This is a genomic window from Rhodococcus maanshanensis NBRC 100610 (genome assembly GCF_001894865.1).
GTDB classification, from domain to species: domain Bacteria; phylum Actinomycetota; class Actinomycetes; order Mycobacteriales; family Mycobacteriaceae; genus Rhodococcus_G; species Rhodococcus_G maanshanensis.
The window spans coordinates 15,026-37,970 of the sequence record NZ_BCXA01000055.1 but is presented as its reverse complement, the minus strand read 5'-3'; the positions used below and the strand labels follow the sequence as shown (position 1 = coordinate 37,970).

Here is a 22,945-nt window from a genome sequence, read left to right as displayed (position 1 = left end):
AACGGCCACCCTGGTCGCGGCACCGCGAGTGCCGCTGATCACAATGTGCCCGTCCCATTCGCCCGAATCCCGACCAGGAGCGCCCGTGTCCGAGCAGACGCCGATCCCCACCCACTGGTACAACATCGCTGCGGACCTGCCCGTGCCGCCGCCACCGCACCTGCACCCCGGTACCAGGGAGCCGGTCACGCCCGCCGACCTCGAGGCACTGTTCCCGAGCGCGCTGATCGCGCAGGAGGCCACCACCGAGCAGTACATCGAGATCCCCGAACCGATCCGCGAGGTGTATCGGACCTGGCGTCCGGCACCGCTGATCCGGGCGAAGGAGTTCGAGAAGGCGCTCGGCACCCCGGCCCGCATCTACGTCAAGTACGAGGGCGTCAGCCCGGTGGGCAGCCACAAGACCAATACCGCGGTGGCGCAGGCGTATTACAACGCCCAGGACGGGGTCAAGAAGATCACCACCGAGACCGGCGCCGGGCAGTGGGGCAGCGCGCTGTCCTTCGCGTGCGCCAAGTTCGGCATCGAGCTCGAGGTCTGGCAGGTGCGGGCCTCGTACGCCTCCAAGCCGTACCGCCGCCACCTGATCGAGACCTATGGCGCCACCGTGCACCCGAGCCCGTCCGACCTCACCGAGTCCGGTCGCAAGATGCTCGCCGACTTCCCCGACACCCCCGGCTCGCTCGGGATCGCGGTCAGCGAGGCAGTGGAGGTCGCGGCAGGCGATCCCGACGCCCGCTACGCCCTCGGCAGCGTGCTCAACCACGTGGTCCTGCACCAGACCGTCATCGGCCTCGAGGCCGTCGAGCAGCTGCGCGCGGCAGGCGAGGCCAACGCGGACGTGGTGTTCGGCTGCGCGGGCGGCGGATCCAACCTGGCCGGGCTGGCGTTCCCGTTCATCCGCGAGGTGCTGCACGAGCGGGCCACGACGCGCATCATCGCCGCCGAGCCGGCCGCCTGCCCCTCGATCACCAAGGGCGAATACCGCTACGACCACGGCGATGTGGCGGGCCTGACGCCGCTACTGAAGATGCACACCCTCGGCCAGGACTTCGTCCCTGACCCGATCCACGCAGGCGGCCTGCGCTACCACGGCATGGCGCCACTGCTCAGCCACACCGTCGAGCTGGGTTACGTGCAGGGCCAGGCCGTCGACCAGACCGACTCGTTCGCCGCGGGCGTGCTGTTCGCGCGCGCCGAGGGCATCGTGCCCGCACCTGAGTCCGCGCACGCGATCGCCGCCTGCGCCGAGTACGCGCGCGGACTGACCGAGCCGGAGGTCCTGGTCATCGGCCTGTCCGGGCACGGCATGCTGGATCTGCCCGCGTACCAGGCCTATCTGGACGGCAACCTCACCTCCACGGGGTAGGACGCACCGGTGGGCGCGCCCGCGGCGCGCCCACCGGCTGGGCCATACTCGTGCCATGGTCGAGATCGCCGTTGCCCAGTTCTCCGCCGGACAGGACAAGCGGGAGAACCACCTGACGCTGCGGAACCTCGTCGGCGAGGCGGCCTCGCGCGGCGCGCAATTGGTGGTGGCACCCGAGTACGCCATGTTCACCGCGCCGCCGACCGACGAACGCATCCTGTCCTCCGCCGAACCGCTGGACGGCCCGTTCGTCGGCGGGATGCTCGAGATCGCCGGCCAGTTCGGCGTGCACGTGATCGCAGGCATCAACGAGGCGCTCGACGGCGACGAGCGGGTCTCCAACACCCTTGTCGCGGCGGCTCCCGACGGCCGGATCGCCGCCGTCTACCGAAAGCTGCATCTCTACGACGCCTTCGGTTACCGCGAATCCGAGTTCTTCCGCGCCGGGGCGATCGACGATCCGGCGACCTTCGAGGTGGAGGGGCTCAGCTTCGGCATGCAGACCTGCTACGACCTGCGATTCCCCGAGGTCACCCGGCGGATCGTGGACGCGGGCGCCGACGTGCTGTTGCTGCCTGCCCAGTGGGTGCCGGGGCCGCTCAAGGAGGACCACTGGACGACCCTGGTGCGGGCGCGGGCGATCGAGAACACCATCTACGTCGCCGCCGCCGACCAGAGCGCAAGGACCGGCGCGGGTAACTCGATGATCGTCGACCCGATGGGCGTGGTGCTCGCGTCCCTCGGCGATCAGGTCGGGACCGCGCGGGCCGAGGCCACCGCCGAGCGGATTGCCCAGGTGCGAGCGACCAACCCGGCGCTCGAGCTGCGCCGGTTCGGCATCACCGAACGCTGAAGCACGGGCGCCGGAGGCTCTCGATCGGCGTAGCGTCGAAGACAGGATGCTGTACGAGACCCGCGCGAAGGCCGGTCGCGCGTTGGCCGAGTCGCTCGGCCACCTGCGCGACGCGGATCCGCTCGTGCTCGGGCTGCCAAGGGGCGGGGTGCCGGTCGCGGCCGAGGTCGCGCACGAGCTCGGCGGCGAACTCGACGTGATCCTCGTCCGCAAGCTCGGCGTGCCGTGGCAGCCGGAACTCGCGATGGGCGCGCTCGGCGAGGGCGGCATCCGGGTGCTCAACGACGACGTCCTCGCGCAGACCGGGATGAGTCCGCTCGGACTGGCCACCGTCGAATCGCGGGAGCGCCGCGAACTCGAGCGACGCGCCCGGGTCCTGCGTGGCGATCGAGGGCGAATCCCGCTGCGGGACAGGACCGTGGTGATCGTCGACGACGGCATGGCCACCGGTGCGACGGCGGCGGTCGCCTGCCGGGTGGCCAGGGCCGAGCGGGCCGCACGCATCGTGGTCGCGGTGCCGGTCTCCTCCGAGGAGGCGGTCGCGCGGCTGGAGAAGGAAGCGGACGAGGTGATCTGCCCGCTGGTCCCGCGCTGGCTCGGCGGTGTCGGCGGCGCATACCGGGATTTCCACCAGCTCACGGACCAGGAGGTGACCGACCTGCTCGAAACGTGATCTTCGCCTCAACCCGGCGAAAAACCTGCAGATCACGATATTCGGAGTTACATGTACTCCCCACGAGCGAGGGCGAACCCTCGCAATCCGGACAGCCTTGAGAGTGCATACCGGTCACGGATGTGATCCAATGCACACTCCACACGTCAGTAGTACCTGGAGGGGTCACAGTGCGAGAGTTCGAAGTTCCGGCGTCGTTTTCCATCCCGGAAGACATCTCGATGGCCGATACGGTGTTCCGCCTCGAAAAGGAGAGCCCCCAGCACGTACCCTTCAAGCGGCTGGTCGACGGCGCCTGGGTCAACGTCACCGCGGCCGAGTTCGCAGCGCAGGTCAAGGGCGTCGCCAAGGGCCTGATGGCCTCCGGGATCGCGCTCGGCGATCGCGTCGCCATCCTGTCCGCCACCCGCTACGAGTGGGTCGTGCTGGACTACGCCATCTGGACCGCGGGCGGCTGCACCGTCGCGATCTACGAGACCTCCTCGGCCGACCAGGCCCAGTGGATCCTCGAGGACTCCGCCACCTCCATCCTGGTCGTCGAGACCGCCAAGCACGCCGCCACCGTCAAGGATGTCGCCGAGGCCGCCCCCGCGCTGCGGGAGATGCTGCAGATCGAGGCGGGAGCCCTCGACGAGCTCACCGCTCGCGGCTCCGCCATCACCGACGAGGAGCTGCACGAGCGCCGCGGGCAGGTGAACGCCTCCTCCCCCGCCACGCTCATCTACACCTCCGGCACAACCGGCCGCCCCAAGGGCGTCCAGCTCACCCACTCGAACTTCTACGCCGAGTCCAAGGCCGTGAAGATCGCGCTGGACGACGCGATGTACGAGGGCCAGAGCACCCTGATGTTCCTGCCGCTGGCGCATGTGTTCGCCCGCGCCATCTCCTTCGGCGCCTTCGACAACAAGGTGACCGTCGGCCACACCGCCGACATCAGCACCCTGCTCGAGCAGTTCGCCGCGTTCAAGCCGAACTTCATCCTGTCGGTGCCGCGCGTGTTCGAGAAGGTGTACAACTCGGCCAAGCAGAAGGCCGAGGACGGCGGCAAGGGCAAGATCTTCGCGAAGGCCGCCGACACCGCCATCGCCTGGAGCGAGGCCCAGGACACCGGCGGCGCGGGCCTCGGGCTCAAGCTCAAGCACGCCCTGTTCGACAAGCTGGTCTACGGCAAGCTGCGGGCGGCGCTCGGCGGCGAGTGTGACCGCGCGGTGTCCGGCGGCGCGGCGCTCGGCGCGCGTCTCGGCCACTTCTTCCGGGGCATCGGCCTCCCGATCTACGAGGGCTACGGCCTCACCGAGACCAGCGCCGCGATCACCGTGAACACCACGACCGCCCAGAAGGTCGGCACCGTCGGCAAGCCGATCAACGGGCACGCGGCGAAGATCGCCGAGGACGGCGAGCTGCTGGTCAAGGGCCCGGTCGTGTTCGGCGGCTACTGGCACAACGATGCGGCCACCGCGGATTCCATCCGCGACGGCTGGTTCCACACCGGCGACCTGGGTGCCATCGACTCGGAGGGCTTCGTCTCGATCACCGGTCGCAAGAAGGAGATCATCGTGACCGCAGGCGGCAAGAACGTCGCCCCTGCCGTGCTCGAGGACGCGCTGCGTGCCCACGCCCTGATCAGCCAGTGCCTGGTCGTCGGCGACGCGAAGCCGTTCATCGGTGCGCTGATCACCATCGACCCCGAGGCCCTGCCGGGTTGGCTCGAGCGCAACGGCATCGCCGCGGACACCCCGATCTCGGAGATCGTCAAGCACGCCGATCTGGTCGCCGAGATCGACGCCGCGGTCGCCGAGGGGAACAAGAAGGTCTCCAACCCGGAGCAGATCAAGAAGTACCGCATCCTCGATGTGGACTTCACCGTCGAGACCGGCGAGCTGACCCCCACCCTCAAGCTCAAGCGCAACATCATCCACCAGGAGTTCGCGACAGCAATCGAGGCCATTTACTCCTGAGCGGTCCCCGGTCATGAGTGAATGGGTCGTCCCCCCGATCGGGGGGACGACCCATTCGGTTATCAGGAGGAGTGCCAGATGCTCAACCCGCAGGACGTACTCGTGTACGACCCGGTGACGACGTTCTTCAACAACCTCGCGCTCGCGCTCGGCTCGGCCGACGCGGTCATCATGACCTGATCGACGCTCAGTAGGTCGCCGGCAGATCCGCGCGCAGCTCCGCGGTGAAGTCGGCGACCGAGAGCGGCCGGATCTCGACCGCGGACTCGGTCCGCACCAGGTACCGACCGTCACCGCTCACGTCGATCCAGCTGAACGCCCGGCTCGCCGACGACGCGTCCTGGTCGAGCCCGGTGGTCACGGTCACCTGCCCCACCCCGTTCCGCGGTAGGTCCAGCAGCGCTCGGATACGTGCCGCCGAAGTCGCCGAGCGCACCGGCACCAAGAGTGAGGACCGGCGGCCGCCGCGAACCTCGGACACCGGAGCCCTCAGCGGTCTCCTGCCACCCGCCTCGGCCCCCGGCAGCATGTCCACGATGCGCTGGGCCAGCGTGTCTCCCCCGCCGAGACACATCGCCAGGTCGCCGCCGGTGTCCGCGGTGAGCCCTGGTCGCTGCGCCACCACCACGGAGGTGCGCTCGCTCGCGCACCCGAGCACCCGGACCACAGCTGCCGGCCGACCATCCCATTCGGCGGCGAGCCGCCCGTCGCTGACCGCGGCAGGCAGGCCGTCGCTGATGGCGGCGCCGCCCTCCACCCCGAATATCTCCACTCGCACGGACGGTTTCGCGAGAATTCCCAGCGCCACGGTGAGCTCCGCGGAGCGATAGCCCTCGTACCAATCGGAGAGCAGGCGCGCGTGAGCGGCACCGTCGTCGACGGTGCGACGCACCTCCAGCGGGTACGGGAACCCGTCGTGTCCGGCCTCGCGCCAGGCGTGGTCGAACTCGTCCGGGCTGAGGTTCCACCGCATCCGGCTCAGACCCCCGGCACCGGAGCGACGAAGGCCGACAGGACGCCGTTCAGTTCGTTGCAGTTGTCCGAGGTCGCCATCGACACTCCATCCCTACTGTCCATCCCGACTACGTCCCCTGTTCCGGTTGGACGCACAAGCGCCCGAACCGGTTCCACCCTCGACGCTCGCCCGGCTAGATCCGGGCCGCATCCACCAAACGCTGCGCCACGGTGACATCGCCGAACACCTCGAGTGCTGCGAGCGGTCGCCGCCGCCACATCGTCAGCAGCAGCTCCTGCGCGGTGCCGCGAACCGCCACATCGCCCTTGGCGTGCCCGGCCTCGACGGTGACCCCGTCGGGTCCGAACCGCAGCAGCCATTCTGCATCCTCGGTGTCGGTGCCGTGCAGGTGCACGGTCCTGCCGTGCAGCTCCGGCGGGATCCGATCGGCAGGCATGGCGCGGACCAACATCAGGCGGGCCCACTCGTCGACGCCGTCCGCGGCCGACTCCGCGGCGATGTCGGCAGGCGGGGGGCCGCCCGCGGCGTGCAGGGCGTCGGCCGCGTCCACCCGGTGTACCGCCACCTCGTGAGCCTGCCTGCGCGCCCAGAACCCGACGGTGCCCGGCCCCGCGAACGTCGGTGCGCCGCGGTCGAAGTCGTGGGCGGCGATCTCGGCCAGGAGCTGCTCGAGGGACTCTCGGTAGGCCGGCAGGCAGTCCGGGCCACGCGGCAGCGACTCCGGCTGCCCTGCCCCGTCCATCTCGGCTCCCGGCCCCGCCGCGAGCGTCGCCCGCACCCATCGGTGCACCTTCCCGGTATGCCGCACGACCCGTTCCATGGTCCACCCCGGCACCGTGGGGACATGGGCGTCGAGCGCCTCGGCGGGCATCGCGGCGAGCCGCAGACCCTCGGTCCGCAGTGTCTCGAGGTGTTGGTCCGGCGTCATTCCTGAACGGTACCCAGCACGAAGGCCGCGACGTCGGAAGTCACGACCCGGTGCACCGGTTCGTGCAGCAGATCGTGACCGGCATCCGGATACTCGCGCATCGCGGCGGTCGGCAGCGCCGCCGCCCACGACCGGACCGGGTCGATCGGGGCCATCCTGTCGTCGACACCGTGGAGGGCCAGGATCGGCAACTGGGTCGCGATCGGCGGCCTGGTGGCGATGACGCGAGGCAGTGCGCTGAGCACGGCCGCGTGAAACCTCGCCGGCTCCGCCTCGATCGCGGCGAGCGCCGCGGCCGCGCCGAGCGAGTGCCCCATCACGACCACCGGTAGATCCGGCCTCTGCTCCTCGGCGATCGCGGCCAGCCGCACGGCATTGTCGCCCAGTCCCGGCAGCGGACCGATCACCCCGAGGTCGCCCTCCGACAGACCATGGCCGATGTGGTCGAGGGCCCACACCTCGATCCGCTGCGCGGCCATGGCCCGTCCGAACCGGTGATAGTTACCGCTGTGCTGGCCCAACCCGTGCAGGAACACCATGACAACGACCGGATCGGGCACCGGCCAATATCGATAATGGACCTGCCCGCTGACCCCCGAGAAGAATGGCATCGGGACATTGTGCCGTCAGCACACCGCGCGGCGGCACGAAATCATCTGAGATAGTCGACCGATGCCGCGACGGTTCCTCGCATGTGCCCCCGCCCTCCTCCGCACCCTCGGCGCCGTCACGATCGGCTTCGCGGTGAGCGGGTGTGGCGGCGCGGGCATCGAGGGAACGGCGGTCGCTGCCGAGGACTGGGGCGCCCCCGCCACCTCCGGGGAGCAGGCGCCGACGCGACCGCCGACTCCGGGTGCCACCACCGACACCGCCCGGATCGCCGCCGGGTCCGCGGTCGACCCCGAGACCTACCACGACGCGAAGGAGATCGACTCCTCCCCCGCCGCGCCAACCATCGGATTCCACTTCACGACACCGAGCGGCAACATCCGCTGCTCGACGCCGAAGGAGCCGACCGTCCTGCTGTGCGAGGTCACCGACCACACCTATCCCTCCGCGGCCAAGCCCGCGAACGCGAAGGAACCGTGCCAGTGGTTTCCCGACTACGCGATGCTCACCGACGAGGGCGTCGGCGCGGGTGTGTGTCTGCCAAGGCCGCTGGTCACCCGGGGCAGCAAGGTGCTGCCATACGGCAGCAGCATCAGGATGGGCGCCTTCGGCTGCCTGAGCACCGAGGGCGGATTGCTCTGCGCCAACGAGGTTTCCGGGCACGGCTACCAGCTCAGCCGTGAGGCGCTGCGGACCTTCTAGGACGAAGCGCAGGCCGCCACCAGCGCAGGCAACGCCTCGGCCGCGGTGGCCCGCCAGGAATGGGTCGCCACGGCGGTCAATTCGGTTGGCTCCGGATTGATCTCGACCACCGTCGCACCCGACGCGGCCGCCCGCGCCGGGAGTTCGGCCGCCGGGTACACCATCCCGGATGTGCCGACGACCACCATGAGGTCACACCCCTCGACGGCGCGCTCCGCGACCTCCCACGCCACCTGCGGCAACTGCTCGCCGAACCACACCACGCCCGGCCGGACCGCCGCGCCACACGCGGCACACTCCGGTGGCGAAAGACGTTCCACCGGGGCCCGATCCGGACCGTCGTCGACGTGTGCCGCCGTTCCGCACGCACTGCACCGCGGCGCGAACAGGCTGCCGTGCAGGTGCGCGGCGACGTCGGAACCCGCCCGCTCGTGTAGATCGTCGACGTTCTGGGTGACCACGGCCACCTCGGCGAACCGTGCCCAGTCCGCCACGGCGCGGTGGCCTGCGTTCGGCTGCACCCGCCGCACCAGCGCGCTGCGCCACTCGTACCAAGCCCACACCAGCTCGGGATCGCGCTCCCACGCCTGCGGGGTGGCCAGCTCGGTCGGGTCGAACCGCTGCCACAGCCCGGTGAGCGCGTCACGGAACGTCGGCACGCCGGACTCGGCGGACATACCCGCCCCGGAGAACACCACCACTCGGCCCGCGGTACGGGCCGCGTCGACCAGCGCCGGATCGGGTTCAATAGGGCTCATGTCGACGATTGTGCCCGGATACGGCGACACCCTGCCCAAGCTGCTGATCGTGGACCCGGCGCCGGACCCGGCCGCGGAGGACCGGATCGCCGGGTCGCTGCACCGCATCGGTGTCGCCTCCAGGCCAACCGGGCTGCGCGGGCCCGGTCAGCACCTGTTCGGCACCCGGATCGTCTCCGCGGTCGGCGACGCGTCGTGGCTGGAACGGGAGTACGCCGAGGTCCGCCCGTGGGTGCGGGTGATCGTCGCGCTCGGACCTGCCGGCTGGGACGCGACGCTGCGTGCACTGGCGGCAGCGGGCGTCGTACCGCCGGAGCCCGCTCCCGGATTCACACCCGGCGCCCGACTGACGATCACCCCCGCCGACGGTCGCCCGGTGACGGTGCTGGGGATCGACCACCCCGCCGACCGGGGCGCGCTCGAGGATCCCGCGCTCGACGCCGAGCTGACGACAGCGCAGGCACTGGCCGGGGTCTCCGCGGCCTGCGGCGGACGCGGCTGACGAACCACCACGGCCGGATCCGGGTGGCATTCGCCCGGGTCGGTCGGTGGCGTCTGCGATAGTCGTCCCCGTGTTCCTCCTCGACGACGTGTTGATCCACAGCGCCAGCGACCTGTCGCAGGCCGCAGCCTGCGAATACGCGCTGCTACGCCGCCTCGACGTCAAGCTGGGACGGACCGAGCCCACCGGTCAGGACGGCGAGGACCCGATGCTCGCGCGCACCTCCTCCCTCGGCGACGCCCACGAGCGACGGCAGCTCGACCGGTACGTCGAGCGGTTCGGCGACGGCGTGGTCCGCATCGACCGCCCGCGCGTGGACTGGGAGGAACTGACCCGGGCCAACAAGGCCACCATCGCGGCCGCACGGGCCGGCGCGGACGTGATCTACCAGGGCACCTTCTTCGACGGCCGGTTCCTCGGTTTCTGCGACTTCCTGGTGCGCGAGGACGACCGATACGCGGTGTACGACACGAAGCTCTCACGGCGGGCCAACGTCAGTGCGCTGCTGCAGCTCGCGGCCTATGCCGACGCGCTCGCCGCCGACGGGATCGAACCCGCGCCGCTCGCGCACCTCGTCCTCGGGGACCACAGCGTCTCCTCGCATCGGCTCGCCGACATCACCCCGGTGTACCGGCAGCGCCTCGACGGGCTGCTGCGGGTGCTCGACGGACACCGGCAGGACGGCGGGCCCGTCTCCTGGGCTGACCCGCGGCACTCGGCGTGCGGGCGCTGCGAGCATTGCGCCCCGGAGGTGACCCGACAGCGCGACCTGCTGCTGGTCGCGGGGATGCGGACCTCACAGCGGGACAAGCTGATCCGCGGCGGCATCGGTGACCTGGACTCGCTCGCCGCATCGTCGGTGCCGGTCGAGGGGCTGAGCAGGTACACCTTCGACTCGCTGCGGGCGCAGGCGGCGGCACAGGTCCGCCAGGAGCGCACAGGCGCACCGGTTTTCGAGGTGATCGACGGCGCCAGGTCGCTCGCCTCGATCCCGGCCCCCGATCCGGGCGACATCTTCTTCGACTTCGAGGGCGATCCGATGTGGGCCGAGGACGGGTCGCCGGACTGGGGCCTGGAATACCTGTTCGGCGTCGTCGAGGCGGACTCCGGGGCCTTCCGCCCGTTCTGGGCACACGACCGCGCGCAGGAACGCCGCGCCCTGATCGAATTCCTGGACTACGTCGCCGAGCGGCGCGCGCGGTTCCCGGGCATGCACGTCTACCACTACGCGGCCTACGAGAAGAGCGCCCTGCTGCGCCTGGCAGGCCGCTACGGCGTCGGGGAGGAGGCGGTCGACACGCTGTTGCGGGAGAACGTGCTGGTCGACCTGTACCCGGTGGTCCGCGGCTCGGTCCGGGTCGGCGCGCCGTCGTACTCGATCAAGAAGCTCGAGCCGCTCTACATGGGTGAGCAGCTGCGCGGCGGTGACGTCACCGATGCCGCCGCCTCGATCGTCGCCTACGCCGACTACTGCGAGCTGCGCGACACCGGGCGGACCGCGGCGGCCGAGGCCCTGCTCGGCGACATCGCCGACTACAACGAGTACGACTGCGTGTCCACGCATCGGTTGCGGGACTGGCTGCTCGGCATCGCCGCCGAGCACGGGGTGACGGCGCACCCCCAGCAGACCGCCGTCTCGGTGGTCGAGGAGCCCGATCCGTCCGAGCAGGCGCTGCGCGCGTACGTAGGCGACACGCTGCCCGGCCGCCGAACCGACGACCAGCAGGCAGCGGCCCTGATGGCCGCCGCGGTCGGCTATCACCGGCGTGAGCGAAAGCCCTTCTGGTGGGCACACTTCGACCGGCTCGCGCAGGTCCGGGCCGAGGAGGAGTGGGCGGACACCGCGGACGTGCTCGTCGCGCGGTCGACGAGCGTGCCCGAGGACTGGCACAAGAAGACCCCGCGACAGAACCTGCGACGTCATCTCCGGCTCGTCGGCTCCTGGGGTGCAGGCTCCACCACCCGGCCGGGCGACAAGGTGTTCGCCCTGTACGACGCCACGACCGGCATCGGATCGGAGGACCTCCGCACCCGCGGCACCACCGACGTCACGGTGCTCTCCTGCACCGAGGAGGCCGGCCCGGCAGGCGAGGTCCGCGACGTGGTGGTCGTCGAGGAGGTGCTGAAACGGGGCGCGGAACCGCACGCCGCGCTGCCGATCGCGCTCGCTCCCGGTCGGCCGGTGCCGACCCAGCGCATCGAGGCCGCGATCGCCGAGCAGGCCGCCGCCATGGCCTCCGGGCTGCCTGCGATGCCTGCAACGGCGGCGGTGGACATCCTGCGCCGGATCCCGCCGCGCACCCGTTCGGGCGCACCGCTGCCCACCGCCGATCCCGACCGGCGCGCGGCCGCGATCACCGCGGCGCTGCTCGACCTCGACGATTCCTACCTCGCCGTGCAGGGCCCACCCGGCACCGGCAAGACCCACACCGGCGCCGCGGTGGTCGCGGACCTGGTCACCCGGCACGGCTGGCGGGTCGGGGTGGTCGCGCAGTCCCATTCGGTGGTCGAGAACATGCTCGATGCGGTGGTGCGGTCAGGCGTCCCCGGCGAGCGGGTCGCCAAGAAGCCCGGCTCGGGCCTCGCGGCGGACCCGGCCTGGACGAAGCTGGATACCAAGGATTTTCCCGGGTTCCTCGCCGAGCACGACCAGTCGGGGTGCGTGATCGGCGGCACCGCATGGGATTTCGCACACGCCGACCGGGTGCCGCCCGGCAGCCTCGACCTGCTGGTGGTCGACGAGGCAGGCCAGTTCGCCCTCGCCAACACCGTGGCGGTCGGCATCTCCGCGCGCAACCTCCTGCTGCTGGGCGACCCGCAGCAGTTGCCGCAGGTCAGCCAGGGCACCCACCCGGAGCCGGTCGACACGTCGGCGCTGGGTTGGCTGGCGCAGGGCCACGGCGCCCTACCGCCGGAACTCGGCTACTTCCTGGACCGGACGTGGCGGATGCATCCGGGGGTGTGCGAGGCCGTCTCGATGCTGTCCTACGACGGCAGGCTCCGATCGCAGGAGTCGGTCACCACGCAGCGGGCACTCGCGGGCGTCGAGCCCGGCGTCGCGGCGCTGTACATCGAGCACCACGGCAACGCCACCAGCTCCACCGAGGAGGCCGCCGCGATCCTCGCCGAGGCACGGGCGCTGCTCGGCCGGGACTGGACCGACGGCGCCGACACCCGCCCGCTCGGCCAGTCGGACATCCTGGTGGTGGCGCCGTACAACGCGCAGGTGAGCCTGCTCCGGCGGACCCTCGCCGACGCGGGGCTCGACGAGGTCCTGGTCGGCACCGTCGACAAGTTCCAGGGCCGCGAGGCCGCGGTGGTGCTCATGTCGATGACGGCGTCGTCGGTCGACGAGGTGCCCCGCGGCATGGGATTCCTACTGTCCAGGAACCGGCTGAACGTCGCGGTGTCGCGGGGGAAGTGGCGCGCGGTGATCGTGCGCTCCCCCGCGCTCACGCGCTACCTGCCGTCCACGCCCGAGGGCCTGGCGGAGCTGGGCGCGTTCATGCGGACGCACGTCTAGCCGAAGCACTGCCCCTCACCACGGAAGGTCGGCACCGTGGTGCGGGTCCCGTCGGCGTCGACGAGGTGCAGCTCGTTGAACCGCTCGCACAGCTCGCCCGCCTTGGCGTGCCGGAACCAGACCCGGTCCCCGATCTGGAGGGCTGCGGCCGGATCACCGGTCACCGGGGTCTGGACCTCGCCCGCGCCCTCGTTCCTGGTGAGCTTGAGGCCCGCAGGCCAGACGGGGGTCGGCACCCGCGTGGGACCCGCAGGGCCCGAGGCGATGTAGCCGCCACCGAACAGGGTGGCGATGCGGGACGTCGGCTTGCGGACCGCGGACAACGCGAAGTACACCGACGGGCGCGGAGTGAACGCGTTGTACCGGTCGAAGAGCGTCGGCACGTACAACCCGGAGCCGGCCGTCACCTCGGTGACCGAGCTGTCGGCGGAGCTGACCTCGAGCGAGCCGGTGCCGCCACTGTTGACGATCTGCAGCTCGCCGACGGCGGCGGTGACCGCATCGACGACGGCCGAGCGCCTGGTCGCGAGCTCGGCCGCGGAGGCGCGCTTGACCAGCCGGACCGGCGCGCTGGTGTCGGGCAGACCGGCGATCTGCGCCTCGTAGAACATCACGCCCACCACGACGAACCCGCGGCGCTTGGCCTCACGGGCGACGACCTCGGCCTCCTCGGGCGTCCGCAGCGGTGACCGCCGGACGCCGAGATGGAGGGGGCCAACCCGCAGCGAGGCATCGATGTCGAGGCACACCCGGGCGGGCACCGAGGTGCTGCCCGCCGCGCCGTGCAGCACCTCGAGCTGGGCCGGGTTGTCGACCATCAACGTGATCGACTCGAGCAGCAGCGGGTCGGAGGCGAGCTCGGCGAGCGCACTCCTGTCGACGGTCGGGTACCCCATCAGCACGTCGCGCGCGCCGAGCCGCACCAGCCAGATCGCCTCGCGCAGCGAGTAGGACATGATGCCCCGGAATCCACCCTGCGCGGTGAGCCCGGAGCCAAGGGTCTCCTCGAGCACCGCCCGGCAGCGCACCGACTTGCTGGCCACCCGGACCGGGGTGCCACCGGCGCGCCGGACGAGGTCCGCGGCGTTGGTGCGCAGCGTGCCCAGGTCCACCGCGGCCAGCGGCGGATCGAGCTCACGGGTAGCGGCGTCCAGCCGTTCGCGAGTGGAGGTCATGGCGTAGGAGTCCAGCCGTTCGCGGGTCGAGGTCATGGCCAGAGTCAACCACTCAGTTGGACGAGTGTCCAGGTTTTAGCCCTGCTCGGTTTCCGCCTCTACCGCCTTCATGGCGATCATCTGCACCGCGTCGTCGAGTTGGGCGATCACCGCCTCGCCGTCACGGTCGACGAGCCACCGCAGCACGATGCCGTCGATCACCGCCAGGCAGAAGCGAGCGATGTGCTCGACCGGTTCGGTCCAGGTGGTCCCCGTGTACCGGGCCGTCTCCTCGAGGAACGCGGTCGCCTCGACGTCCATGGTCTGGTACTGCAGGGAGGCGATGGATCCGGCGAGCTCGGCGCCCGCGGCCTGCTGCCTGAGCCCGTACGCGGTGATCTCATAGGTGAGCAGCTGCCGGTTCGGCGTCATCTCGATGAGCGGCCACATATTGGACAGGCCGCTGTGCAGCACCTCGCGCAGGCCACGCAGGCCGCTCTGGTCGCCGTCTCCCTGCGCCGTGCCGAACGCGTACCGCAGCGCACCGCTGAGCTGGAGAACGAGAGCCTCGCCCATGGCGGCGACCAGCGCCTCCTTGTTCTCGAAGCAATAGTGGACCACCCCGAGCGAGACCCCTGCCTCCTCGGCGACGGCACGAATGGTGACGGAATTGATCCCGGTGCGCTCCGCGATACCCATCGCGGACTCGACGAGTTGGGCGCGACGTTCGTCCGCAGGAAGCCTATTCAGCATCTGCCGATCCTAGAACGCCGGAGCAAGTTCCGTATCAGGTGTTGACCTGGACGATCGTCCAGGAGATAGTGAGTGAATGGAATCACATTTCTGGCAGAACTGGGCCGGCTGCGCGAGCGCGCGGCCCACTCGCCTCGCCGCGCCCGCGACTGTCGCGGAGCTGAGTGACGAGATCACCCGCGCCGCAGCGGAAGGCTTGCACGTCAAGTGCATTGGTGCCGGACATTCCTTCACGCCGGTCGCGGTCACCGACGGCGTGCAGATCAGCCTGGACAACCTTACGGGGATCCAGTCCGTGATCCCGGTGGAACCATCGGGCGCCCTCGTCACCGTCCTCGCGGGCACCCGACTGAACGAACTCAATCCCACATTGTGGTCTCTGGGTCTCGCGATGACGAACCTCGGCGACATCGACGTGCAGTCGATCGCGGGCGCGATCTCGACCGGCACCCACGGCACGGGCGCCCGTTTCGGTGGCCTGGCCACCCAGGTGCGCGGCCTGCAGATCGTGCTGGCGGACGGCTCGGTGGTGAACTGCTCCGCCGAGGAGAACGCCGAACTGTTCAACGCGGCGCGGCTCGGCCTCGGGGCGCTCGGCGTCATCGCATCCATGACGCTGCTGTGCGAACCCGCCTACGCCATGCGCGCTGTCGAGGCCCCCGCGCGACTGAGCGAGACCATGGAACGGATCGACGAGCACGCCAACGGCGTCGACCACTTCGAGTTCTACTGGTTCCCGCACACCGACCGGGTGCTGACCAAGCACAACACGCGCCTCCCCGGTAACACCCCGCTCACCCCCGTCAACAAGATCCGCGGCTACGTCGACGACGAGCTGCTCTCCAACACCCTTTTCGAGGGCGTCAACCGGTTCGCCACCCGGTTCCCTGCCGCGATCCCGCGGATCAACAACGTCTCCTCGCGGGCGCTCTCGGCGCGCGAGTTCACCGATCGCAACTACGCGGTGTTCGCCTCCCCGCGCCGGGTTCGGTTCCGCGAGATGGAATACGCGATCCCCGCCGAGGCGCTCCCCGAGACGCTCCGCGAGATCGACGGCTGGCTGCAGAAGTCCGACTTCCGGGTCGCCTTCCCGGTCGAGGTCCGCTTCGCCGCGGCCGACGATGTCTGGCTGTCGACCGCCAACGGCCGCGACTCCGCGTACATCGCCGTGCACCAGTACCACCGTCGCGATCACACCGAGTACTTCAACGCCGTGGAGTCGATCGCGCGCGCCGTCGACGGACGACCGCACTGGGGCAAGCTGCACTCGCGCACCGCGGCGGATCTGCAGCCGACCTACGCGCACTTCGACGAGTTCCGTTCGGTGCGGGACAAGTACGACCCGGCCCGCGTGTTCGACAACGCCTACCTGCGCCAGGTGCTCGGCTAGGTCGCCCCGGACGAGCGCGGGGAGGTCGGAGCAGGCACCTCCTCGCGCAGCAACACCACGGCCACCGGACTCCCAGCAGTCGGGAAGGCTCGCGTCGCCTCATCCGGTAAATGATTAGATTCAATATCGAATCCGGCTGTGGCCGACGACAGAGAGCGAGTTGACCATGCGTGATGCGGTGATCGTCGAGGCCGTCCGCACCCCCGTCGGCAAACGCGGCGGCGCACTGTCCGGCGTGCACGCCGTCGAGCTGTCCGCGCACGTGCTGCGCGCGATCGCGGCCCGCACCGGCATCGACCCGACCGTCGTCGACGACGTCCACTGGGGCAACGTGAACAGCGTCGGCATGCAGACCGGCAACATCGGCCGGATGGCCGTGCTGGGCGCGGGCTGGCCGGAGTCCATCCCCGGCTTCACCATGGACCGCCAGTGCGGCTCCTCGCAGCAGGCCATCTCCACCGCGGCCGCGACCGTCGTGTCCGGCCAGGCCGACGTGATCATCGCCGGCGGCGTCGAGATCATGTCCGCGGTGCCGCTCGGATCGTCCGCGGTCCCCGGCACCGGCGACATGGGCGGCCCCGCCCGCGAGCGCTACGCGGACGCGCTGCAGGCGCCCGGCTTCAACGGCCGGTTCAACCAGGGCGTCGGCGCGGAGATCATCGCCGAGCAGTGGGGCATCTCGCGCACCGAGCTCGACGAGTACGCGGTGGCCTCGCACGAGCGCGCCGCCCGAGCCCAGGACGACGGCGCGTTCGCAGGCGAGATCGCCCCGGTCACCGTCGACGGCACGATCGTCGACGCCGACGAGGGCATCCGCCGCGGCTCCACCGTCGAGAAGCTGGCCGGCCTCAAGGCCCCGTTCCGCGAGAACGGCGTCGTCACCGCGGGCAATGCCTCGCAGATCTCCGACGGCGCCGCGGCCGTGCTCATCATGACCTCGGAGAAGGCGAAGGCGCTCGGCCTGACCCCGCTCGCCCGGGTGCACACCGCCGTCGTCACCGGCGACGACCCGGTCAAGATGCTCACCGGACCGATCCCGGCGACCGCGCTGGCTCTCAAGAGGTCCGGGCTGTCCATCGACGACATCGACGTCTTCGAGGTCAACGAGGCCTTCGCCTCGGTGCCGCTGGCCTGGCAGCGTGAGACCGGCGCCGCGTCGGACAAGTTGAACCCGCTCGGCGGCGCCATCTCCCTCGGCCACCCGCTCGGCGGATCCGGCGCCCGCCTGGCCACCACCCTCGTGCACCACCTCCAGCGCACCGGCGCCCGGTACGGACTGCAGACCATGTGCGAGGGCGGCGGCACCGCGAACGCCACCATCTACGAGCGGATCTAACGCCCCGCGCCTCCCAGGAGTGCGGCCTTGCGCTCCTGGGAGGCGAACGAGGCCCGGATCGAGTTGCGGGCCAGGGTCTCCCGCTCCTCGGCGGTCAGCCCCAGCTCGGCCTGCAGGCGGGCGAAGTTGTCGTCGACGTACCCGCCGAAGTAGGCCGGGTCATCGGAGTTCACGGTCACCAGCAGGCCGGCGTCGAGCATGGTGCGCAGCGGGTGGTCGGCGAGCGTGTCGACCACCCGCAGCCGCACATTCGACAGCGGGCACACCGTCAGCGGGATCTGCTCCTCGACCAGGCGCGCCACCAGCTCGGCGTCCTCGAGGCAGCGCACCCCGTGGTCGACCCGCTCCACCTTGAGCACGTCCAGCGCCTGCCGGATGTACTCCGGCGGGCCCTCCTCCCCCGCATGGGCGACGGCCCGCAGTCCGTTGGCGCGGGCCCGCGCGAAAACGTCCTCGAACAGCGACGGCGGGTTGCCCACCTCCGCCGAATCGAGCCCGATGCCCAGCACCGGGACGTCGAGCCCGAGCAGCTCGTCGAGCATCGCCATGCCCTCCTCGGCAGGCCGGTCCCGCAGCACCGCGACGATGAGGTCGCTGGTCAGACCGAACTCGGCCGCGCTGGCGCGGACGGCATCGCCGAGCCCGTCGAGGACCGCGCGCAGCGGCACCCCGCGCGCGGTGTGCGCCTGCGGGTTGAAGAAGATCTCGGCGTGCCCCACCCCGCCCGCCGCCGCGCGGGCGAAGTAGGCGCGGGCCAGGTCGGCGAAGTCCTGCTCGGTCCGCAGCACCGCCATGTTCGCGAAGTAGAGGTCCAGGAAGGACTGCAGATCGCTGAATTCGTAGCGTCCACGCAGGTCATCGAGGTCCCGATAGGGCAGCTCCACCTTGTTGCGCTCGGCTAGCGCAAAGATCAGCTCCGGCTCGAGGGATCCCTCGATGTGCATGTGCAGCTCGGCGAGCGGGGTCGACACGGTGTCCTCCTGAGGTCGTCAGGCGTCCAGTATCCCGCGTCAACGCCCCGGTTCCGGCGCGGGCGGCGTCCACGACTGGTCGGTCGGCAGGTAGGAGCGCAGCATGAGGACGAACTCGCCGGGCGGGGCGGGCAACCAGTTGGACGGGCCGGACGCGGGCGGCTTGGCCCCGATCCAGAGGTCGAGCGAGCCATCGGCGCCCCGCACCAGTCCGGGGGTACGGTCACCGATCGCATAGCGTCCCAACGGGTTCGCAACGAAGAACATGTCCGGTCCGTACAGGGTGACGGACCAGAAGCCGCGCTCGTCGATCGGCGGCAGCCCGTCTGCCGGGAAGTGCAGGCGGTAGCCGTCACCGTCTCCGCGCAGCGCGGCGCCCCCCGCGTCGGTCCTGGCGACGTAATACATCGACTCCTCGGGCACGTTCGCCCCGAGCCCGATCTTCGCCACCCCGGCGCGGTGCAGGTAGTCGGTGCCGTACCGGCCCGCGTCCTGCAACGAGCTCCATGGGCCGTCGCCGCCGGACGAGGTGCTCGCGAGCCCGACGATCTGCTTGTCCCCGCGGACCACTCCCGCGGCCATGGCCGTGACGTCGTCCGGTTCGCCGCTGCTCGGGGTCGCGCCGGGCGTCACCCCGAGGGTGGCGAGCTGCTCGAGCATCGGCGCGTCCGCCTCGGGCGGCGGGTTGGCGGCGAGGATCGCGGAGAGCTCGTCGAAGACTTTCGGGCCGGATCCCGCGATCGCCTGCGGTGCCGGGTTGTTGCCGCAGTCGGTCGGTGGCAACGGCGGCGGCGCGTCCGGGATCGGGGAGGTGAGCACGGTCATCGCGTACTGCTGCTGGGCGGCACGTGCCGCGGCGAGGTCCGCATCGGACTCCACAAGGGTGCGCCCGATCACCCAGGCATCCCATGTGGGTGACTCGATCACCGCTGCGCCCGCGGGCGTCTCGCCGTGCCACCCTGGCGGCACGATCACGTGCGAGCCGGCCGCCTGCCCGGTCTCCCTTGTACCGATGTTGCCGAACACGTTGGTGTACATGTCGAGGAGCTGGAAATCGAAGTACCGCTCCCCCATCTCGGGATGGGTCAGCAGCACCGGTCCGGACCGGAGGTCGAGCCAGGCGATCGAGTACAGGGTGTCCGCGTTCGGGGCGACGACCACCCTGGTCTCCGGCCCCGACATGGCGGACTGGCTGTAGAGCTGGTTGACCGGCAGCAGGCAGATCATGTTGGCCCTGGTCCTGGCCAGGGCGACCGGGGCATAGCCGTAGACGTAGCCGTCGGCGGCGATCTCCGCCTGGTCCGTCGCCGAATCCTGTTCCTGCGTTGCGCATCCGCCGAGTAGCCCGGCCACCAGCACGAGTGCCGACAGCACGGCCACCCGACGTCGGCGCACCGCTATCGGCCCTTCCAGACCGGCGCGCGCTTCTGCGCGAAGGCGATCGCCCCCTCCTGCGCGTCCTCCGATGCGAAGACCGGACCCATCAGCTCGAGCTGCCGGGTGAACGCCTCCTCGTCGGTCCACGCTGACGACTTGACGATCACCTCCTTGGTGGCCGCGACCGCGAGCGGGCCGTTGGCGGTGATCCGCTCGGCCAGCTCCAGCGCGCCGTCGAGAGCCTTGCCGGGTTCGGTCAGCCGGTTGACGAAGCCGTAGCCGTGCGCCTCCTCGGCGGTGAAACTGTCTCCGGTGAGCGCCAATTCGAGCGCCTTCTGGTACGGAATCCGCTTCGGCAGCCTCAGCAGTCCGCCACCGGCCGCGACCAGTCCCCGCTTGACCTCGGGGATGCCGAACCGCGCCTCCGAGGAGGCGACCACCAGGTCCGTCGCCAGCACCAGCTCGGTGCCGCCTGCGAGTGCGTATCCCTCGACGGCGGAGATGATCGGTTTGCGGGGCGGCGCCTCGGTGAACCCGAGCCCCTTGCCGGGGGCGATCACGTTCTCGCCCGCGACGAACGCCTTGAGGTCCATGCCGGCGCAGAAGTTGCCCCCGGCACCGGTCAGGACGGCGAGCGACAGGTCCGCATCGGCGTCGAGTTCGTCGACCGCGGCCGCGAGTCCGTTGCTGACCGCGGCGTTGATCGCGTTGCGCGCCTCGGGGCGATTGATGGTGATGACCAGGATGCGGCCACGACGTTCGAGCAGCACTTCATCAGACATGCGCCCACCCTAGGCGCTACCGCGCCGACGCGAGCCGACTCCGCGCTCAGCGCCCCGTGTAGGTGGCCTTTCCTGGTCCGACGTCGAGGAAGCTGCGGACCGCACCCGCGAGGTCCTCGGTCCCGAACAGCTCGCCCGAGACCTCAGGGGTGATCGAGTCCGCATGTGCGACACCGCCCGAGCGCCAGGCCTCGATGATCTGCTTGGTGGCGTGGTGCGCTCGGGTCGGGCCGTCCGCGAGCCTCGTGACCAGGGCGCGGGCGGCCGCGTCGACATCATCGTGCACCGCATTGACGACCCCCCATGAGGCCAATGTCGCTGCGTCGTACAGATCGCCGGTCATCACCAGTTCCCTTGCCCTGCCCGAACCGGCGCGCTCGGCGAGCCGCTGCGGCCCGCCCATCGACGGCGTCAACCCGACCACCGTCTCGACGAGCCCGAACTTGGCCTTTGGCCCGGCGAGGATGATGTCGCAGGCGAGCGCGATCTCGAAGGCGGCGGTGAGCGTCAACCCGTGCGCGGCATACACGACAGGGCAGGGCAGGGCCTCGATCTGGTGGATGATCTCCGCGAACAGGGTCCGCCACAGCTCGGCGCCCTGCTCGGTGTTCAAGCCCTCGAAGACGTGCACGTCGACGCCGCCGGAGACGACCTTGCCCTCGGCGCGCAGCAAGACCGCACGCGGCGGGGCCGCGCTCAGCGCGTCCACGTCGGCGGTGATCGCGTCGAACATGGCCTTGTCGAACAGGTTCAGCGGTCCGTGCGCGAACGTCAGCACCGCGATCTCGGCGCCTGCGTCCGTGGTGACGCGCTCCAGCCGGGTCGGCTTGGCGGGCTCGGGGCTGGCGGGCGGGAACGACGCTGTCATGGCGTCAGCCTGCCACACCCGAGCCCGCGCGGCCTAGGCCTGGACGCGCTCCTCTTCGGCCTCGACCGGGGGCTGGTCGCCCTCCCGGATGGGGCGCGAGAAGCACAGCGAGGCAACGAAACCGATCAACAGCACACCCGCGGGCAGCAGCACCGCCTGTGCCATCGAGGTGCTGAAGCCGTCGACGATGAAGCTCGGCATCGCGCCGCCTGCCTCGTGTGCACCGCCGGTGGGCACGCCGTTGGCGGTCAGGCGCGAGGTGATCAGGGCGCCGATGCCTGCGCTACCGAGCACCGCACCGACCTGGCGGGTGGTGTTGTACACGCCGGAGCCCGCGCCTGCCGCGTTCATCGGCAGGTTCCTGGTGGCGGTCGCGGCCAGCGGCGACCAGATGAAGGCGTTCGCCACGCCCATCAGCGCGATGGGCAGCAGCAGCTCCCAGATCGCGACGTGCGGCTTCATCACCAACGCGAGCCAGGCGAGCGAGATCGAGAGCATAAGGAAGCCCGGTGCGGCGATGTAGCGCGGGTGCATCCGGTCCACCAGCTTGCCGACGTTCGGCGCCAATGCACCGGTGAGCACCGCCATCGGGACCATCAGCAACGCCGAACCGGTCGGCGAGAGCCCGCGGACGGCCTGCGCGTAGAACATCAGCGGCACCACCATCGCGGTGATCGAGAAGCCCATCGAGGTGATCGCGATATTGGCCAGCGAGAAGTTGCGGTCCTTGAACAGTCCCAGCGGCAGCAGTGGCTCGTTCTTGTTCCACGACTGGTACCAGATGAAGACCGCGAGCAGGATCAGACCACTGACGATCGACAGCCAGACCAGCGCGGACCAGTCGTAGGTGTTGCCCTCCTGCAGACCGAAGACCAGGAAGAACATGCCAGCGGCACTGAGGATCACCCCGGGGATGTCGAAACGGTGCTGATGGGTCTGGAGGGACGGCACGAACCGCCACGCGGCGAGGAAGGCGATGACGCCGACCGGGACGTTGACGATGAAGATCCACTGCCAGCCGAGCCCGTCGACCAGGACGCCGCCCGCGAGCGGGCCGACCAGGGTGGCGACACCGGCGACCGCGCCCCACAGCCCCATCGCGGTACCGCGCTTGTCCGGCGGGAAGATCCGGGTGATCACGGCCATCGTCTGCGGGGTCATCAGCGCGGCACCGAAGCCCTGGAACACGCGCGCGACGATGAGCATCTCGATGTTGCCGGACAGGCCGCACCAGAGCGAAGACGCGGTGAACAGCGTGAGCCCGAGCAGGTAGAGGTTCTTGGGACCGAAGCGGTCACCGAGCCTGCCCGTGATGAGCAACGGGACCGCGTAGGCAAGCAGGTAGGCGCTGGTCACCCACACGACACTGTTGATGTCGGTCTGCAGGTCCTCCATGATCGCGGGGTTCGCGACCGCGACGATGGTGGAGTCCACCAGAATCATGAAGAAGCCCAGACACAGCG

General features: G+C 70.5%; 20 protein-coding genes. 9 read left to right on the top strand and 11 right to left on the bottom strand.

Annotated features, from left to right (window positions below; translation table 11 throughout):
* The first annotated feature begins 85 nt into the window (after positions 1–85).
* The 4 genes from RM1_RS23195 to RM1_RS23180 all read left to right on the top strand — a co-directional run bounded on the left by RM1_RS23195 (position 86) and on the right by RM1_RS23180 (position 4,853).
* A complete protein-coding gene (locus RM1_RS23195) occupies positions 86–1,369 on the top strand; it encodes a TrpB-like pyridoxal phosphate-dependent enzyme (protein WP_083576914.1) in 1,284 nt (427 codons plus the stop codon).
* A gap of 55 nt (positions 1,370–1,424) precedes the next feature.
* Positions 1,425–2,222: a carbon-nitrogen hydrolase family protein gene (locus RM1_RS23190; protein ID WP_072753992.1), complete on the top strand. Its 798-nt coding sequence runs from the start codon at positions 1,425–1,427 to the stop codon at positions 2,220–2,222.
* Positions 2,223–2,268: 46 nt separating this feature from the next.
* Entirely contained in the window at positions 2,269–2,895 is a 627-nt protein-coding gene (locus RM1_RS23185) for a phosphoribosyltransferase (protein WP_072753991.1), read from the top strand.
* A gap of 170 nt (positions 2,896–3,065) precedes the next feature.
* On the top strand, positions 3,066–4,853 hold the full coding sequence (locus RM1_RS23180; protein ID WP_072753990.1) for an AMP-dependent synthetase/ligase: 1,788 nt from the start codon (positions 3,066–3,068) through the stop codon (positions 4,851–4,853).
* Positions 4,854–5,040: 187 nt separating this feature from the next.
* Here the strand turns inward: RM1_RS23180 and RM1_RS23175 are convergent, their stop codons facing one another.
* The 3 genes from RM1_RS23175 to RM1_RS23165 form a co-directional block, all read right to left on the bottom strand.
* The gene (locus RM1_RS23175; RefSeq protein ID WP_072753989.1) at positions 5,041–5,826 is read right to left on the bottom strand and encodes an ESX secretion-associated protein EspG; all 786 of its coding nucleotides are present in this window, start codon (positions 5,824–5,826) and stop codon (positions 5,041–5,043) included.
* 175 nt (positions 5,827–6,001) lie between these two features.
* Positions 6,002–6,757: a maleylpyruvate isomerase N-terminal domain-containing protein gene (locus RM1_RS23170; protein ID WP_072753988.1), complete on the bottom strand. Its 756-nt coding sequence runs from the start codon at positions 6,755–6,757 to the stop codon at positions 6,002–6,004.
* Positions 6,754–7,368, bottom strand: a complete 615-nt coding sequence (locus RM1_RS23165; RefSeq protein ID WP_072753987.1) for an alpha/beta hydrolase — start codon at positions 7,366–7,368, stop codon at positions 6,754–6,756. Before RM1_RS23165 ends, RM1_RS23170 begins: the two co-directional genes overlap by 4 nt.
* A gap of 61 nt (positions 7,369–7,429) precedes the next feature.
* Between RM1_RS23165 and RM1_RS23160 the strand changes: the two genes are divergently transcribed.
* A complete protein-coding gene (locus RM1_RS23160; protein WP_072753986.1) occupies positions 7,430–8,068 on the top strand; it encodes a hypothetical protein in 639 nt (212 codons plus the stop codon).
* Here RM1_RS23160 and RM1_RS23155 read toward each other — a convergent pair.
* Complete coding sequence (locus tag RM1_RS23155) at positions 8,065–8,826, bottom strand: SIR2 family NAD-dependent protein deacylase (protein WP_072753985.1); 762 nt, start codon at positions 8,824–8,826, stop codon at positions 8,065–8,067. The two genes, RM1_RS23160 and RM1_RS23155, sit on opposite strands and share 4 nt — an antisense overlap.
* On the opposite strand from RM1_RS23155, the gene RM1_RS23150 reads away from it, so the two are divergent.
* On the top strand, positions 8,825–9,328 hold the full coding sequence (locus RM1_RS23150; RefSeq protein WP_072753984.1) for a uracil-DNA glycosylase family protein: 504 nt from the start codon (positions 8,825–8,827) through the stop codon (positions 9,326–9,328). The two genes, RM1_RS23155 and RM1_RS23150, sit on opposite strands and share 2 nt — an antisense overlap.
* A 70-nt stretch (positions 9,329–9,398) precedes the next feature.
* Positions 9,399–12,851, top strand: coding sequence for a TM0106 family RecB-like putative nuclease (locus RM1_RS23145; protein WP_072753983.1), 3,453 nt, complete (start codon positions 9,399–9,401; stop codon positions 12,849–12,851).
* Here RM1_RS23145 and RM1_RS23140 read toward each other — a convergent pair.
* Complete coding sequence (locus RM1_RS23140; protein ID WP_072753999.1) at positions 12,848–14,026, bottom strand: amino acid deaminase/aldolase; 1,179 nt, start codon at positions 14,024–14,026, stop codon at positions 12,848–12,850. The two genes, RM1_RS23145 and RM1_RS23140, sit on opposite strands and share 4 nt — an antisense overlap.
* A 75-nt stretch (positions 14,027–14,101) precedes the next feature.
* The gene (locus tag RM1_RS23135) at positions 14,102–14,758 is read right to left on the bottom strand and encodes a TetR/AcrR family transcriptional regulator (RefSeq protein ID WP_072753982.1); all 657 of its coding nucleotides are present in this window, start codon (positions 14,756–14,758) and stop codon (positions 14,102–14,104) included.
* A 76-nt stretch (positions 14,759–14,834) separates the two neighbouring features.
* Here RM1_RS23135 and RM1_RS23130 point away from each other — a divergent pair, with 76 nt between their 5' ends.
* A complete protein-coding gene (locus tag RM1_RS23130) occupies positions 14,835–16,148 on the top strand; it encodes a D-arabinono-1,4-lactone oxidase (protein WP_072753981.1) in 1,314 nt (437 codons plus the stop codon).
* Positions 16,149–16,314: 166 nt separating this feature from the next.
* Positions 16,315–17,484 carry a thiolase family protein gene (locus tag RM1_RS23125; RefSeq protein WP_072753998.1) on the top strand — a complete coding sequence of 390 codons (1,170 nt, stop codon included), beginning with the start codon at positions 16,315–16,317 and terminating at the stop codon, positions 17,482–17,484.
* Here RM1_RS23125 and RM1_RS23120 read toward each other — a convergent pair.
* Genes RM1_RS23120 through RM1_RS23100 form a run of 5 tightly spaced genes read right to left on the bottom strand, consistent with a single transcriptional unit; the run spans position 17,481 to position 22,925 of the window.
* Entirely contained in the window at positions 17,481–18,455 is a 975-nt protein-coding gene (locus tag RM1_RS23120; RefSeq protein WP_072753980.1) for an adenosine deaminase, read from the bottom strand. The genes RM1_RS23125 and RM1_RS23120 overlap by 4 nt on opposite strands.
* Before the next feature lie 39 nt (positions 18,456–18,494).
* Positions 18,495–19,850 carry a DUF1254 domain-containing protein gene (locus tag RM1_RS23115; protein ID WP_343286938.1) on the bottom strand — a complete coding sequence of 452 codons (1,356 nt, stop codon included), beginning with the start codon at positions 19,848–19,850 and terminating at the stop codon, positions 18,495–18,497.
* Between the two features lie 2 nt (positions 19,851–19,852).
* Positions 19,853–20,614, bottom strand: coding sequence for a crotonase/enoyl-CoA hydratase family protein (locus RM1_RS23110; RefSeq protein WP_072753979.1), 762 nt, complete (start codon positions 20,612–20,614; stop codon positions 19,853–19,855).
* A gap of 46 nt (positions 20,615–20,660) precedes the next feature.
* The gene (locus RM1_RS23105; RefSeq protein WP_072753978.1) at positions 20,661–21,482 is read right to left on the bottom strand and encodes an enoyl-CoA hydratase/isomerase family protein; all 822 of its coding nucleotides are present in this window, start codon (positions 21,480–21,482) and stop codon (positions 20,661–20,663) included.
* 33 nt (positions 21,483–21,515) lie between these two features.
* Positions 21,516–22,925, bottom strand: coding sequence for an MFS transporter (locus tag RM1_RS23100; RefSeq protein ID WP_083576916.1), 1,410 nt, complete (start codon positions 22,923–22,925; stop codon positions 21,516–21,518).
* Between the last annotated feature and the right edge of the window lie 20 nt (positions 22,926–22,945).